Genomic DNA, 14,277 nt, shown 5'->3' with positions numbered 1-14,277 from the left:
AGTAAAAGCAAAAAAATGTTTTGTAAATGCATTCCGCCAAGGAGTACGGTTAAAAATATTTTAATCTATTCTTATTATAACTGAATTAAGCAATTCCTTCAATTGGGAAAAGGTGTTTTTCGGCATGATAAGATGAACGCACCAGCGGACCGCTTTCTACATACTTCAAACCTTTTGCTAAACCAGCTTCTTTATACATCGCGAAAGTATCCGGATGGATCCAGTCTACAACAGGGTGGTGGTTACGTGTTGGTTGTAAGTATTGCCCTAAGGTTAAGATATGTACACCATTGGCAACTAAATCGTCCATGGCTTCGAAAATATCTTCTTCAGTTTCACCTAAGCCAAGCATAATGCCTGTTTTTGTTCTTAAACCAAATTCAGAAATTCTTTTTAAAGCCTCTAAACTTCTGTCGTATTTAGCCTGGATCCGCACTTGTTTGGTTAAACGCTTAACCGTTTCCATATTGTGCGAAACCACTTCTGGTCTTTCTTCCAATACGCGGTATAAATTATCCCACTGACCTTTAAAATCGGGGATTAAGGTTTCTAAAGTAGTAATCGGACTTTCTCTGCGGATAGCCTGTAAGGTTTCTGCCCAGATGATTGAGCCTCCATCTTTTAAATCATCGCGATCTACAGAAGTAATTACACAATGTTTAACGCCCATTAATCTTACCGAATCGGCAATGCGGTTAGGCTCGTCAACATCAACTGCTAAAGGGCGGCCTGTGGCTACAGCACAGAAAGAACAACTGCGGGTACAGATATTACCCAAAATCATGAATGTTGCCGTGCCTGCACCCCAACATTCGCCCATATTAGGACAATTTCCGCTTTCGCAGATGGTATGGAGCTTGTGCGTGTCTACTAAACTGCGAACTTGTGCATATTCTTTACCAACGGGTAATTTTACACGTAACCAATCTGGTTTACGTTTTACTTCAGTTACAGCAGGTACTACCGGTAAATCAATCATGGTACAAAGTTAATGAATAGGATTGAAATGTTACAATGCAGAAATGTTTGAAGGTTGTAATAATTGGGGTGATTGTTAATTGCGGGTTGGCTAACTTGCCTGTGGTGTCAGATATTTCTATCTGACACTATTGAAATAATTAAACTACATTCATTTCGAGCGCGATCTGTCGTTTATTTTCTTTAAAGCCAAGCCGCTCGTAAAATTTGTGGCTTTCGGTGCGTTTGATGTTACACCTTACTTTTAGTTTTTTTACTTGATGCTTTTTAGCCCAAATGTTTACATTTTCGATCAACTGCTTCCCGATTTTTAGGTTTAGGTAATTTTCATCGACAATTAAGCCTCCAATTTCGATAAATGGATCAGATTCTAACCGAAGGGTATAAAAACCGTGAATCCAGCCTACTACTTCGCCATCAACTAAAGCAACAAATGCGCAGTTTTCGTTACTGTTATTAATGCGTTTAATTCTTGCTGATGTTTGCTTGATGTCACTTTCGTAACCCAGTTGTGTAGAAAGTGTGGCTACGCTTTCGGCATCTTTTTCCGAAATTTCTCTGATCTGAACCATTTTTTACTGATGTTTTGATAGATGAAGCTAAAATTAAAGATTAAATTTTGTTTTTACCGTCAGATGGTAACATCTGACAGCACACCGCCTGCCAGGCCAACTTGAGAAGTCTCACAAGGGCAGAGGCTGGCGGACTTCGCAAGTTAGCGTCTGTTTTTAAAGCCAATAGCACAGAAATAGCCAAGCTAAACCCTATTGAAGCGGCAGCCTGAGCCCCTTCGGCGAAGCTACAGCGGAAAGAGGGGCTGCCCTAACCGATGAGCAGCAATTACCTTTTCTAATGTTTGAGAAAAATCAATACTATAAATAAATTTTGTTTTACTGTAAGATGGTAACATCTCACAGCAAGGATACCATTTATAAATGTTAGTTAAAAATCATAAGCGAAACATTGCAACTTTTAACGTTTTAACTTTCTAACTTAATATTACATTTGCAATATGAATACTGGCTTACAGCTTTATAATACGCTTTCGCGCAAAAAAGAACTTTTCCAACCCTTGAATGCACCCAATGTTGGGATGTATGTTTGCGGTCCTACTGTTTATAGTGATGTGCACTTGGGTAATTGTCGCACGTTTATATCTTTCGATTTAATTTTCAGGTACCTTAAATATGCTGGTTATAAGGTGCGTTATGTACGTAATATTACAGATGCAGGCCACTTGGAAGGCGATAGGGACGAGGGCGATGATAAGTTTGCAAAACGTGCAAAATTAGAGCAGCTTGAGCCAATGGAAATTGTACAGAAGTACACTTTGGGTTTTCATGATGTATTGCGCATGTTCAACACGCTGCCACCAAGTATCGAACCTACTGCTACAGGCCACATTATTGAGCAGATCGAAATGATCAAGGTAATTATTGCCAATGGTTACGGTTATGAAGTTGATGGCAACGTATACTTTGACGTAGAAAAATATAGCAAGGAATATAATTATACCATTTTAACCAACCGCAATCTCGAAGATATGCTGAACAATACCCGCGAACTGGGTGGACAGGATGAGAAACGTGGAAGGTTAGACTTTGCGCTTTGGATAAAAGCGAAACCAGAAACTTTAATGCAATGGCAATCGCCGTGGGGCATGGGTTTTCCGGGCTGGCATATCGAATGTTCGGCCATGAGCGCGAAATATTTGGGCGCCGAGTTTGATATTCATGGTGGTGGAATGGATTTAGCGGCAACGCACCATACCAACGAAATTGCACAATCTGAAGCTTGCAGTCATAAACAGCCTGCCCGCTATTGGATGCATACCAATATGCTTACCGTAAATGGTACGCGGATGTCTAAATCGGCCGGCAATGGTTTTCTTCCTTTAGAATTATTTACTGGTGATCACCCCTTATTGAAAAAAGGCTTTAGCCCGATGACGGTTAAGTTTTTCATGTTGCAGGCACACTACCGCAGTACATTAGATTTCTCGAATGAAGCTTTAGATGCCTCTGAAAAAGGATTTCGACGCTTAATGGCTGCCATTGGTTTGTTAGATAAGTTAACGGTTTCTGAACAGAACGATTTTGATATCGACGCATTGAAAGAGAAATGCATCCACGCAATGAATGACGATTTTAACAGTCCGATTTTGATTGCCGAACTGTTCGAAGCGGTAAGAATTATCAATACCGTTTACGATGGTAAGGGCAAAATCTCCGCAGAAGCATTAGAAAAGTTGAAGCAACTGGTTAACGATTTCGTATTCGATATATTAGGACTGAAAAATGAAGATGCTGGAGGAAATGATTTAAATGGCGTTCTGGATATGGTGATTAACTTAAGGACTGAAGCAAAAGCGAATAAAGATTATGCCACTTCTGACTGTATCCGTATTGGCTTACAAGAGTTGGGGATCCAGCTTAAAGACGGAAAAGAGGGAACGACCTGGAGTAAAGCGTAGTTAGTCCTAAGTGTACAGTCCAAAGTCATAATCGATTTTAACAATGAGAAAAATTGGTTTAGTAGGCGGCATTAGCTGGGTATCTACTATAGATTACTACCGTTTTATAAATGAGGGTGTAAATGAGCGTTTGGGTGGGTTAAATTTCGCTGAATGTTTAATTTACTCCCTTAATTTTGGCGATGTACAAGATAAAACCTGGGAAGGATCGTTTGATCTTTTGCTCAATGCTTGCGAAAGTTTAAAACGAAGTGGGGCAGAAGCAATTGTACTCTGCGCCAATACCGCACATCTTTTTGCCGATCAGTTACAAGAAAAAATAGCTTTGCCTATTATCCATATCGGTACCGAAACTGCTAAAGCCATAAATGCTGCTGGAATTAAAAATATAGGACTCCTGGGGACCATATTTACCATGGAAAAGGACTTTTATATAAAAAAGCTCGAAGACCATGGATTACGTGTTTTAGTGCCTTCAAAGAAAGAAACCCGCGATTATATACAGTTTACCCTTAAAGAAGAATTAGGTAGAGGTGTGATATTGGAAGAAACCAGAACACAATATATCCAGATAATTAATGATCTGATCAAGGAAGGAGCTGAGGGGGTAATTCTGGGATGTACCGAAATTCCCATGCTGATCAATCAGGATGACTTTGATATTTCCGTTTTTGATACTGCTAAAATCCATTGCAAGGCGGTTGTGGATTATATGCTTTCTTAGACAATACCTTATTATGCCATCCCCTTACTCCTTCAAACTGGCGAAGAGTTAAGCGTTGGAAACAAATCCTATACATTTTAGGTCTACTATGAAATTCATCCCCCTTTGAAGGGAAGGGGGCAGGGGGATGAAGAAGATCATATTTAATTTTAAAGATGAATAAAACAGCAAAATGTTTGCTATATTCATTTTTAGACTTTTTACTGCTAAGAAAGATTTAAGATATCATGGATAACAACCATTACAATTCTAAATTAAAAACTTTTGCTAGAGGCCATCGAAATGATAGTACCAAAGCAGAGATAAGGATGTGGTGTGAATTGTTGAGGAATAAAAAAACGCTGGGATATTCTTTCTTAAGACAGCGACCGATCGCGAATTATATTGCAGATTTTTTCTCAAAGGATTTAAAGTTGGTTATCGAGGTTGATGGCCTTAGTCATGAGTGGGAGGGGCAATTTGAAAAATACAAAGCACGCGAACATGTTTTAAAAGCATTGGGTTTTAATGCGCTGAGATTTAGCGATGATGAGGTTATGAACGATATCGAGAATGTGGATAGGACGATTCAGCATTTCATAACAGAATGGGAGAAAGATCATACCCGGATCCGCTGAAAGGAAAGATTTTTCACAGGGTCATCCCCCTGCCCCTTTCAAAGGGGGAATGGACTATTCTCTAGCAATTAATTCGTCCCCCTTTGAAGGGGGGCAAGGGGGATGAGAGATAATTACACTACTTTAAATAATTTTCCGTTAGATTAAACAATGAATAAAAAACTTTTAATACTGCCTTTATTCGCGTTAATCGGATTTCAGGCCTGCCAAAATAAAACAAACCAAAATGCTGATGAAAATGGAGAAAAGACTGTAGCTACTTTATCTTCTCCTGATTTTAATGCCGATAGTGCTTATGCTTATACCAAAGCTCAGGTAGATTTTGGCCCGAGGATTCCGGGTACCACGGCGCACCAAAAATGTGCAGATTATTTAGCTGCAAAATTAAAGTCGTTCGGAGCTGAAGTAAGTATTCAGGGTGAGAAAACGCAAACTTATGATAGGAAAAGCTTTCAGCTGAAAAATATCGTTGCCGCTTTTAATCCAGGTCAAAAAAAGAGGGTTTTAATTACGGCACACTGGGATGCCAGGCCTTTTTCTGATCAGGATACCGACCCTGCAAACCATGCGAAAGCTTTTGATGCGGCAAATGATGGTGCGAGTGGAGTGGCAGTAATTTTGGAAATGGCACGTCAGATTCAGCAGAAACAACCAGATGTTGGAGTCGATTTTATACTGTGGGATTTAGAAGATTATGGCAAGGCCAATGATGAAACACCGGATGAAACTACATGGTGTTTAGGCTCTCAATACTGGGCTAAAAAAGCAATGGCAACAGGATATAAAGCTTTGTATGGCATTAATCTTGATATGGTTGGTGGCGGTAGCGCGCAGTTTACGCAGGATGAAATCTCTCGTCAGGCTGCTCCTGACGTAGTAAACAAGGTTTGGGACATTGGTAATGAAATTGGTTATGCTTCTTACTTTACGAAAATTCCGAGCGGAAAATTGGTTGATGATCATTTTTGGATGAACAAAGCAGGCATTCCTTCTATCGATATTATCCATTACAATGATAACAGTGGTTTTTATATCAATTGGCACACGCAATTGGATAACTTAGCCAATATTGATAAAAATACCTTGAAAGCCACTGGGCAAACTGTTTTAGAAACCATTTATAGAGAGAAATAAGTGGCCTTAATGTGTAATTGTTAATTACTTTTAAAGCCGTACATTAAAGAAAATTTTATATTCGCCAAACAATATTATCTTAATTAATAATGAAACAATTATTTTCAACTGCAATAGCTTCGCTTTTAGCCCTAGGTGCTTTTGCCCAAAAAAGCGATGGAACAACCAAATCTCTAGTAAATGCTGAGAAGGATTTTGCTAAGTCAATTGCCAAAAATGGAGATAAAGAAGCTTTTATGGACTATTCAACAACAAGCACTTTGGTGTTCAGGCCAAACCCGGTTAATGCCAAAACTTTTTACGCGGGTAAAGCAAATGCTGAAAACGATGTAACATGGATACCAAACCTGGCGAAAGTATCGCGCAGCGGCGATTTAGGTTTTACTACAGGGCCATATGAAGTTGGTAGTTCAGAGAAAAAATACGGTCAATACTTATCGATCTGGAAACCAGAAAATGGTAGATGGAAATTAGCCATTGATTTAGGAACGGAAAGCAATAAACCTTTGGCTAAAGTTACGCCACAGTTTATTGAACCAAAGGATCATGTTGCACCAAAGTTCTTAAATGAAAAGGAGATTAAGGCTGGGAAAGAAATTATCTTAACCACAGAGAAAACATTAAATACGTTATTAAAAACGCATGGAATTGCGGCATTTGGAGGTTTTTTAACCAACGATGCACGTTTACTTTTTCCAGGTAACGAAGCCATTGATGGAAAAGGAAAAATTATTGCTTTTTATAACGGAATGATCAGCAAAATTAATTTGAAAACAACAGGCGTAGATAAGGCAATCGGTAGTGATTTGGCTTATACCTATGGTGTTGCTACTATCGACTATAAGGCCGATTTACGTGAAAGTTTTAACTACGTTTTCGTTTATGAAAAGGGAGCTGATGCAAGCTGGAATTTAATTGTACAAGCCTTTGTACCAGCAGAAAGATAAATAACAAATGTGAATTAAGAGGGCTCTCCATAAAAAGAAGCCCTTTTTTTTATTTCTATATTTTGCTTGCTTTACGTTCTGATCTAGCCCTGATCCGATAACTATCGGATGAAGTGGGCTTCTTGGGGCGTAGCGAAAAGATATAACGGAAAGCAGGAACAAACATTAAATAAAAGCACGGTTTTTGCGCTCCAGAAATTATTACCAATAAAATTATTCATTTTACGTTTAAAATTCATGCATAAAAAATTACTTCTGTTCTCAACTTTAATTTTATTGTTTTTTCATGCTTCTGCCCAAAAAAAGAAATTCGACGTACAGGGCAAAGCTGGTGCTCGCGGCATTATGCCCGAAAATACCATTGAAGGAATGTTAAAAGCTATCGATTTAGGCGTTACCACTTTAGAAATGGATGCTGTGATTTCGAAAGATAAACAAGTGGTGCTTTCGCAAGAGCCTTACTTTAACAACGAGATTTCTTTGCAGCCCAACGGTAAGCCGATTACTTTAAAAGACCAAAAGAATTATAACATCTACAAGATGGATTATGAGGAGATTAAAAAGTTCGACGTAGGGAGTAAAGTTCACAACCGCTTTCCTGGACAGATGAAGTTTAAAGCTTACAAACCACTGCTTTCTGAGACCATAGACGCAGTTGAGGCTTATGTTAAGGCACACAAATTTGCCAAGCCCGTATACAGCATCGAAACGAAAACAATCAAAAAGGGCGATAACGAATTTCATCCGGAACCTGCAGAATTTGTAGAACTGATTATGGAGGTAATTAATGCTAAGAAACTTGCCAAAAGAGTCATTATCGAATCGTTTGATATGCGTACGTTGCAATATCTGCACGAAAAATACCCCAAAATACAAACCTCGTTATTGATTGACGAAAAAGAACCCTTTGAAGATTATATTGAGAAGTTAGGTTTTAAACCAACTATTTATAGTCCTTACTCGGTACTGGTAGGTAAAGGTCTGGTAGACCGCTGTCACGATATGGGCATTAAAATTATCCCTTGGACGGTGAATACGGTAAAGGAAGTGAATTATTTTATGAGCCTCGGAGTAGACGGCATCATTACCGATTTTCCAAACATCATGGGGCAACTTAAATAGTAAGAAATAAAGGAGTACAAAAAAAGCGTTCAAATTTAAAATCTGAACGCTTTTTTATGCTTTTATAACTGGAAAATCCTAGTGGTGTGCTTCTGGTTTTTCGTGCGCTGCCTCAGTTTTTTCATGGTGAGCAGGTGCTTCTTCGTGGTTAAAGATTGGTCTGGTGAAATAAACAACCAATAATAAAACCAGAATCCATGCCGTTAATGGTAAAGCCCAAATGCCTTTTGTTTGCTGAACCGGTGCGTGTGAATCGTGAGCTGACATATCGAATATTTTTGATTTAAAGATTTATGCTTTGTAATTATGCGGTAAAGATAGTAACAAAATTAAAATAACAAGGGCAATTGGCGAATAGTATTTTAAGATTAATCCGCTAGTTAAAAAGGATAAAAGGCATTGCCTTTTATCCCTGTAAATCGTAAATCATTGTTTTTGTGCTATTCATTTTGCTTTTTATACGGTTTTGGTGTTCTTGTAAAGTGCTTTGCTCTTCCTGAGCTGCATTAAACAGTTCTGCCTTCTTGAAATAGTTTGCCGCCTCTGCAAAATTTTGCTGTTGCTCGGCATGCAGCCCTAAACATTCGTAAATGTGTGCTTCGCAAACACCAGGTACAAGTAAAGCCTTTTCTGCAACCTGTTTCACCAATTTTTGCATTTTAAGCGTAATCACAAGTTCCAGATAGGGTTTATAAACCTCTGGGAAATCCGAATCCAGCTCAATGCAGCGTTTGTAATAATAACCTGCAGTTTTATAATCTTTAAAATGATGCTGATAAATATCGCCCAATTGAAAATAAGCCCTTGCATAATCAGGGTCGAAAACAATAATTTCGTTAAAATACTGAAGTGCCTTAGGTAATTCGCCCCAGTGCAGTTCTTCAATGGCCTGTAGATACTTTTCTTCTACAGTGGTATAAATGTCCATAACGGATATAATTAATTTTGATAAGCGATTAAATGCTTGTCAAATGCGTAATAAAATGATTTTTAAATTTGGGTTTTGTTTGTTGAAACTTAAAACCGCGTTAAGGGTTGGGAAGGAAATCTAAGTCAATACCCAAGCCCTTTATGCCACAAGACGGGCTAAAGATTAATTGTTGGATATGTAGTTGACGTAGCATTTCTGTAAATTTGGATGCAAAGATATTTATTTTCAGTGAATTGCAAATTATTTTTTTTATTGATCAGCTATTCATATTCACAAGTGCATTTTTAATCTGCCTCCTATGCCTTAAAATATGAACAATGGCATGCTCTAAAATTTGTTCTACATCGTATTGCTGTCCCCACGCTGTGTTTATCTTTTTCGATTGATCGAACTCTTCCATGGTGATGTCGGGATTTCTGATGAAAAAGTCCTCGTTATATTTAAGTGCTTCCAGGAGTCTTGAAATATAAGGTGTGATGTGACCAAACTGCAATTTTTCCGGTCTGACTGTTTTCAATCCAATAGAATTTTCGATATACACCGCATAACTGAACATCGAAGCAGTTACATGCGTTAAGATAGTTTGAATGGAAATGCAATCTGGATTTGAACTTTCTGGCTCAATGGTTCTAGTCAGTTGATGTGGGCTAATTGATTCGATTACCGCAATAAGTTCGTCAATCGCCTTTTTATATTCATCCATTAGTGCGGCTATAGCACCTGTAAGTTTATTGGCACCCATCATAAATCAAATATAATTGTTTGTTGTGGATTGTTGGTCGGAATTTTAAATCCCTACTAACCAAGTTGTTCTAACTCGAGCTGTAAATTTGATTTTGCCTGGCTTTCAAATTTGAGATAAAAATAATCAGTTTTAAAAATCCGGTCCATTTTTATGAAATGTTCCAGAACCTTTTTTCGTCCTGGATTATAAATGAGATCTGGATAAACTGAATATTCTTTTCTTACGTTTTGCGAATAAGCAGTATAGCTTTCTAAGCTCTGGCCTAATATCGAAAGATCTGCATCAGTAAAATAATTTGTATCTGATTCCGGATAAGTAAGGTGTTTTTTAGTGGCTATTATTTGGGTTTTGCAGTTATTGATAATGTAATCGGGAACTGAAATCTGAGACATTCTCTTCTGGGCAAGTTCGGCACTTTTCTCTTCATTGTCCGTTTTTAACGCATTATAAATAATGTCATGATAGAACATAGTAAATAGAACACTTTCCCAACTTTCAATGTTAGCTTTTACTTCGGTAAGTTGTGTCAACAAGTTGTCTAGATGTGAAAGTGTGTGATAATGTCTTTTTTTATGAGTGTACTTTTTCTCAATCTCAGCCCAAAATTCGGCTATTGTACGGTCGCTATCCGTATAATTTGTTAAGAGATTAATGAATGTATCTTTTAGCACTAGGTTTTGCAAAATAGTATCGATACACAAGATACAAATTAGAGTTGAATTTCCCGTTGATAGGAATTTGTAGTCTCGACCTTGCTATGGATTCTGTTGGTCGAGATTTGTAATCTCGACCTGCTGTATTGTAAATTTGTAATCCACTAATAGAAGTTAAAAATTCTGGCTCACAGGTGGAATAGCAATTCAGATTAGCTTAATGCTACTATAATAAATCTTTAATGATTTTCTCGATTGATAAGCCTTCAGCTTCTGCACGGTAATTACGCACAATGCGGTGACGTAAAATAGGTTCGGCTACAGCTTTAACATCTTCAATATCTGGTGAGTATTTTCCCGTTATGGCGGCATGGCATTTTGCGCCTAACACTAAAAACTGCGAGGCACGCGGACCAGCACCCCAGCTGATGTATTTATTAACTGCATCAGTAGCAAACTCGCTGTTGGGACGGGTTTTAGCAGCCAGTTTTACGGCATATTCCAAAACATTATCGGTAATTGGAATATCGCGGATCAGTTTCTGGAAATATTGGATGTCATCTGCATGGATAATTTTCTGCAGTTGAACGGTTTTGTTGCTTGTGGTGTTTCTAACGATGTTCAATTCATCTGCAAAGGCAGGGTAGTTTAATTGAATATTAAACATGAAACGATCTAACTGAGCTTCGGGTAGGGGGTAAGTGCCTTCTTGCTCAATGGGATTTTGTGTGGCCAAAACGAAAAACGGTTTTGGCAAAATATGGGTTTGTCCAGCTGCGGTAACCGATTTCTCTTGCATAGCTTCTAATAAGGCAGCCTGGGTTTTTGGCGGTGTACGGTTAATCTCATCAGCGAGGATAATATTAGAAAAAACAGGCCCTTTTATAAATTTAAAGTGCCTGTCTTCTCCTAAAATCTCTGCGCCAATAATATCGCTTGGCATTAAATCGGGAGTAAACTGGATGCGGTTAAAATCGAGATCTAAAACAGAAGCTACCGTTTGTACAAGTAAAGTTTTGGCTAATCCAGGTACGCCAACCAACAGACAGTGTCCGTTACTAAAAATGGCGATTAAAACAGATTTTATGATGTCATCTTGTCCAACTACTACTTTGCTTATTTCGGCTTTAATGTTGTTGAAAGATTGATGAAGTGCATCAACAGCTTCTACTTCGTTCTTATACTGCATTGGTGTTATTTTGCGGCTGTGGTTTTAGTCCAAATTTTTAATTCATCACAGGTATTAAATTCGTCATCGATTTTAATGTAAGTGCTTTCGCGACGTTTTTCAAACCATTCGCTTAAAGTACGATTAATTTTATCACTTTGTGCCGCATCTCTGATTTTTGGAAAATCTTGAGCTAAGTTTGCTTTGTGTGGTGGTATTTTAGATTTTAAATATAAAATACGGTAACCTTGTTTTCCATCAGGAGCGGTAAATAAATCAGGTTTAGAAATACCGCCAATTTTCATGCTATCGATTACCAAAAACACAGATGGATCTAATTTATCAACCGGAATAAAGGTACTTCTTGCCTGAACATTTTCGGCATTAAGCATCATACCACCATTGTATTTACTTTCTTTATTATCTGAATAAAGATTTGCAGCAGCAGCGAAACTTAATTTTTTACCCATAATATTGTTATAAATACTATCTGCATGCAATTTTAAACGTGTTAAACTTTCTGGCGTAGTTTTAGGCATAATTAAAATATGTCTAACGTGTACCTGCTCGCCTCTACGTTCTAAAACCTGTAAAAAGTGGAAACCATAATCTGTTTCGAATACTGGTGAAATTTCTCCAGCTTTCAGTTTAAATGCCCAGGCAGTAAATTCTTTAACCATGGTATTTCTGTCGATAAAACCATAATCACCACCATCGGCAGCAGAACCTGGGTCTTCAGAATAGGTTTTAGCTAACACGCCCATATCCTCGCCACTTTTAACCCTTAAACGAAGGGCTTCAATTTTATCGCGGAATTTCTGTTTTTCTGCTCTGGTTAACTGAGGGTTTAAAATCACCTCACCAACTTCAACCTCGGTATTAAATTCAGGAACGCTATCACCTAAAGATTTGAAATATTTTTCAACCTCCATTGGCGTAACATTAATGTTTTCGGTGATTTTTTGTTGCATTTTCTGTGCAATCAATTCATCTTTTACTGATGGTCTGATTTCATCTTTGTACTGTAATACCGATTTATTTAAAAACTGCTCTAAACGCTCCTGGCCGCCTGCACGTTGCATACTATAACGCATACGCTTGTTTACTTCATCATCAACTGAAGCATCTTCAACCATTACCGAATCAATCTCAGCCTGTTGTTTAAGTAATTTTTGGGTTAAGGTTTGTTGTAATATTTTACATTTAATATCATTATTGGGTTGGTTTCCCTGATAAAGATATTGAGTGTATTGTTGGTTTAAATCTGATAGCAGGATAATATTATTTCCTACAACAGCAGCAACTTTATCTACAGTATGCTTTTGAGCGAAACTGTTTAAAAACAGGCAAATTAAAGCGGTTGCTACTAAAAAAACTTTCTTCATTCTATTTGTTATATTTTGCAAATTTAATACTTATGGTCAAAAAAATCAGGTTGGCTATAATTTGGCGAGCTTTTTAAGCTCATTTTCGTTAATCTTAATCTGATATTTTTGCTTTAGGCTTTTTAGCCATTTTTCTTCTAAACTTAGTTGATAATCGGCAATTACCTCTCCTCTAACCTCGCTTAAGGGTTTATTATACTTTTGTTGGCTTTTTGTGTAAAATTCATTTATCGCCTGCTCGTCTTCCTGTGCCTTGTTCCATATTTTTTGTTCCGAAACATTGAACATTAAAACACCTTCGCGGTATTCATTCAATAAAAAATCGCGGTCTTTATTGCTGACCCCAACTTTTTTATGGGTGGTTAATGCGTCTTCATAAGTTTTGATTTCTTCCTGGTAACTGGCATTTTTGTCCAATCCCATTTCCCGGGCATCTAAAACTTTAAGCTTAAAATTTATATACAAGTTTAAATATGCTTGTAAAGTATCGTAAGCCGCACTAACGTTTCCGTTATGGCTTTTTTTGTATGCCCACATAAATTCTTTGGTACTTATTGATTTACCGTTTACCACAGCCACGTTTTGTGCAAACGAAATGCTATAAATAAAGCTGAAAACAAATAAGCAATAAGCTTTCCTCACGCAGAGAACTCTATAAATTTTAAGGGATAAAAGTAACAATTAGCGACGCTATTATAAGATATTTAACTAATTTTAACAGAAATTATTATCCAACAAAAATACGAATGGAAAACCAGGTTACCAACAATGCGAATGCTTTACGTTTATTTTTTACTGAAGAGGTTTTTTTGGTAAAGGATGAAAGCGTAGAAATTCTGCCTTTACGTAATCCAGAGCCAGTTTTTGCTGCCGAAAATGTTTCTGTTACTGAAGCAAAAGAACCTGTTTTAAAACCAGAAACAGCACAAATTCCTGGTATTAATCCTACAAATGTACCTAAAATTTATACGCAAGGTCCTGAAATTCCGCATATTGTGGCCGAACCAGCACCAGAAAAAACATTTAAATTTTTGGGAGGGAATAAAAAATCAGTGCTGATTTTGGTTAACGATAATGAGCATGACGTAAGTACCGAGCAGGGCAGGGAACTGTTGCGGAAAATTGTTAAAGCCGTAGATTTAGGGACACCTGATTTTGCCATTTTAAATTATGCAAATTATAGTGGAACTGACTATGTAGAGCTGCACCGGTTTTTTAAACCTGCCATTATGTTATCTTTTGGGGTAGAGATTGCCGACTTGAAGCTAAACCTTACCTGGCAGAACGAAATCATCATTCACGAAACCACCAGGATTATATTTGCCCCTAACCTCCATTATCTGGATAGCGATTTAACCGCTAAAAAAACACTTTGGGGGCATCTTCAAAAAATTAAATAA

The 14,277-nt window shown here is 37.6% G+C and carries 16 protein-coding genes; 7 read left to right on the top strand and 9 right to left on the bottom strand.

The window, feature by feature from the left end; all coding sequences use genetic code 11:
- Positions 1–85 precede the first annotated feature (85 nt).
- On the bottom strand, positions 86–979 hold the full coding sequence (gene lipA / locus EYS08_RS00160; RefSeq protein ID WP_029278501.1) for a lipoyl synthase: 894 nt from the start codon (positions 977–979) through the stop codon (positions 86–88).
- Positions 980–1,118: 139 nt separating this feature from the next.
- A complete protein-coding gene (locus EYS08_RS00155) occupies positions 1,119–1,550 on the bottom strand; it encodes a GNAT family N-acetyltransferase (protein WP_131027859.1) in 432 nt (143 codons plus the stop codon).
- Positions 1,551–1,990: 440 nt separating this feature from the next.
- Here EYS08_RS00155 and cysS point away from each other — a divergent pair, with 440 nt between their 5' ends.
- The 6 genes from cysS (at position 1,991) to EYS08_RS00125 (ending at position 7,995) form a co-directional block, all read left to right on the top strand.
- Complete coding sequence (gene cysS / locus EYS08_RS00150; protein ID WP_131027858.1) at positions 1,991–3,451, top strand: cysteine--tRNA ligase; 1,461 nt, start codon at positions 1,991–1,993, stop codon at positions 3,449–3,451.
- 43 nt (positions 3,452–3,494) lie between these two features.
- Entirely contained in the window at positions 3,495–4,175 is a 681-nt protein-coding gene (locus EYS08_RS00145; protein WP_131027857.1) for an aspartate/glutamate racemase family protein, read from the top strand.
- A gap of 227 nt (positions 4,176–4,402) precedes the next feature.
- Positions 4,403–4,792 (top strand): endonuclease domain-containing protein, encoded by a 390-nt coding sequence (locus EYS08_RS00140; protein ID WP_131027856.1) that lies wholly within the window; start codon positions 4,403–4,405, stop codon positions 4,790–4,792.
- 150 nt (positions 4,793–4,942) lie between these two features.
- Positions 4,943–5,926: a M28 family peptidase gene (locus tag EYS08_RS00135; protein WP_131027855.1), complete on the top strand. Its 984-nt coding sequence runs from the start codon at positions 4,943–4,945 to the stop codon at positions 5,924–5,926.
- Between the two features lie 89 nt (positions 5,927–6,015).
- Positions 6,016–6,873, top strand: a complete 858-nt coding sequence (locus tag EYS08_RS00130; protein WP_131027854.1) for a nuclear transport factor 2 family protein — start codon at positions 6,016–6,018, stop codon at positions 6,871–6,873.
- 237 nt (positions 6,874–7,110) lie between these two features.
- Positions 7,111–7,995: a glycerophosphodiester phosphodiesterase family protein gene (locus tag EYS08_RS00125; RefSeq protein WP_131027853.1), complete on the top strand. Its 885-nt coding sequence runs from the start codon at positions 7,111–7,113 to the stop codon at positions 7,993–7,995.
- 78 nt (positions 7,996–8,073) lie between these two features.
- Here EYS08_RS00125 and EYS08_RS00120 read toward each other — a convergent pair whose 3' ends face one another.
- The 7 genes from EYS08_RS00120 to EYS08_RS00090 form a co-directional block, all read right to left on the bottom strand.
- Positions 8,074–8,262, bottom strand: coding sequence for a hypothetical protein (locus tag EYS08_RS00120; RefSeq protein WP_029280597.1), 189 nt, complete (start codon positions 8,260–8,262; stop codon positions 8,074–8,076).
- A gap of 139 nt (positions 8,263–8,401) precedes the next feature.
- Positions 8,402–8,923 (bottom strand): hypothetical protein, encoded by a 522-nt coding sequence (locus EYS08_RS00115; RefSeq protein ID WP_131027852.1) that lies wholly within the window; start codon positions 8,921–8,923, stop codon positions 8,402–8,404.
- 259 nt (positions 8,924–9,182) lie between these two features.
- Complete coding sequence (locus tag EYS08_RS25605; RefSeq protein WP_165456332.1) at positions 9,183–9,671, bottom strand: DinB family protein; 489 nt, start codon at positions 9,669–9,671, stop codon at positions 9,183–9,185.
- A gap of 53 nt (positions 9,672–9,724) precedes the next feature.
- On the bottom strand, positions 9,725–10,342 hold the full coding sequence (locus EYS08_RS00105; RefSeq protein WP_131027851.1) for an HD domain-containing protein: 618 nt from the start codon (positions 10,340–10,342) through the stop codon (positions 9,725–9,727).
- Between the two features lie 208 nt (positions 10,343–10,550).
- The gene (locus EYS08_RS00100) at positions 10,551–11,513 is read right to left on the bottom strand and encodes an AAA family ATPase (RefSeq protein WP_131027850.1); all 963 of its coding nucleotides are present in this window, start codon (positions 11,511–11,513) and stop codon (positions 10,551–10,553) included.
- A gap of 5 nt (positions 11,514–11,518) precedes the next feature.
- A complete protein-coding gene (locus EYS08_RS00095; RefSeq protein ID WP_131027849.1) occupies positions 11,519–12,877 on the bottom strand; it encodes a peptidylprolyl isomerase in 1,359 nt (452 codons plus the stop codon).
- A gap of 54 nt (positions 12,878–12,931) precedes the next feature.
- The gene (locus EYS08_RS00090; RefSeq protein ID WP_165456331.1) at positions 12,932–13,519 is read right to left on the bottom strand and encodes a hypothetical protein; all 588 of its coding nucleotides are present in this window, start codon (positions 13,517–13,519) and stop codon (positions 12,932–12,934) included.
- Between the two features lie 104 nt (positions 13,520–13,623).
- Here EYS08_RS00090 and EYS08_RS00085 point away from each other — a divergent pair, with 104 nt between their 5' ends.
- Positions 13,624–14,277, top strand: coding sequence for a hypothetical protein (locus EYS08_RS00085; protein WP_131027848.1), 654 nt, complete (start codon positions 13,624–13,626; stop codon positions 14,275–14,277).

Source organism: Pedobacter kyonggii (assembly GCF_004310665.1).
GTDB lineage: Bacteria > Bacteroidota > Bacteroidia > Sphingobacteriales > Sphingobacteriaceae > Pedobacter > Pedobacter kyonggii.
The sequence above is the reverse complement of the archived record's forward strand: the minus strand, read 5'-3'. Positions and strand labels throughout refer to the sequence as shown.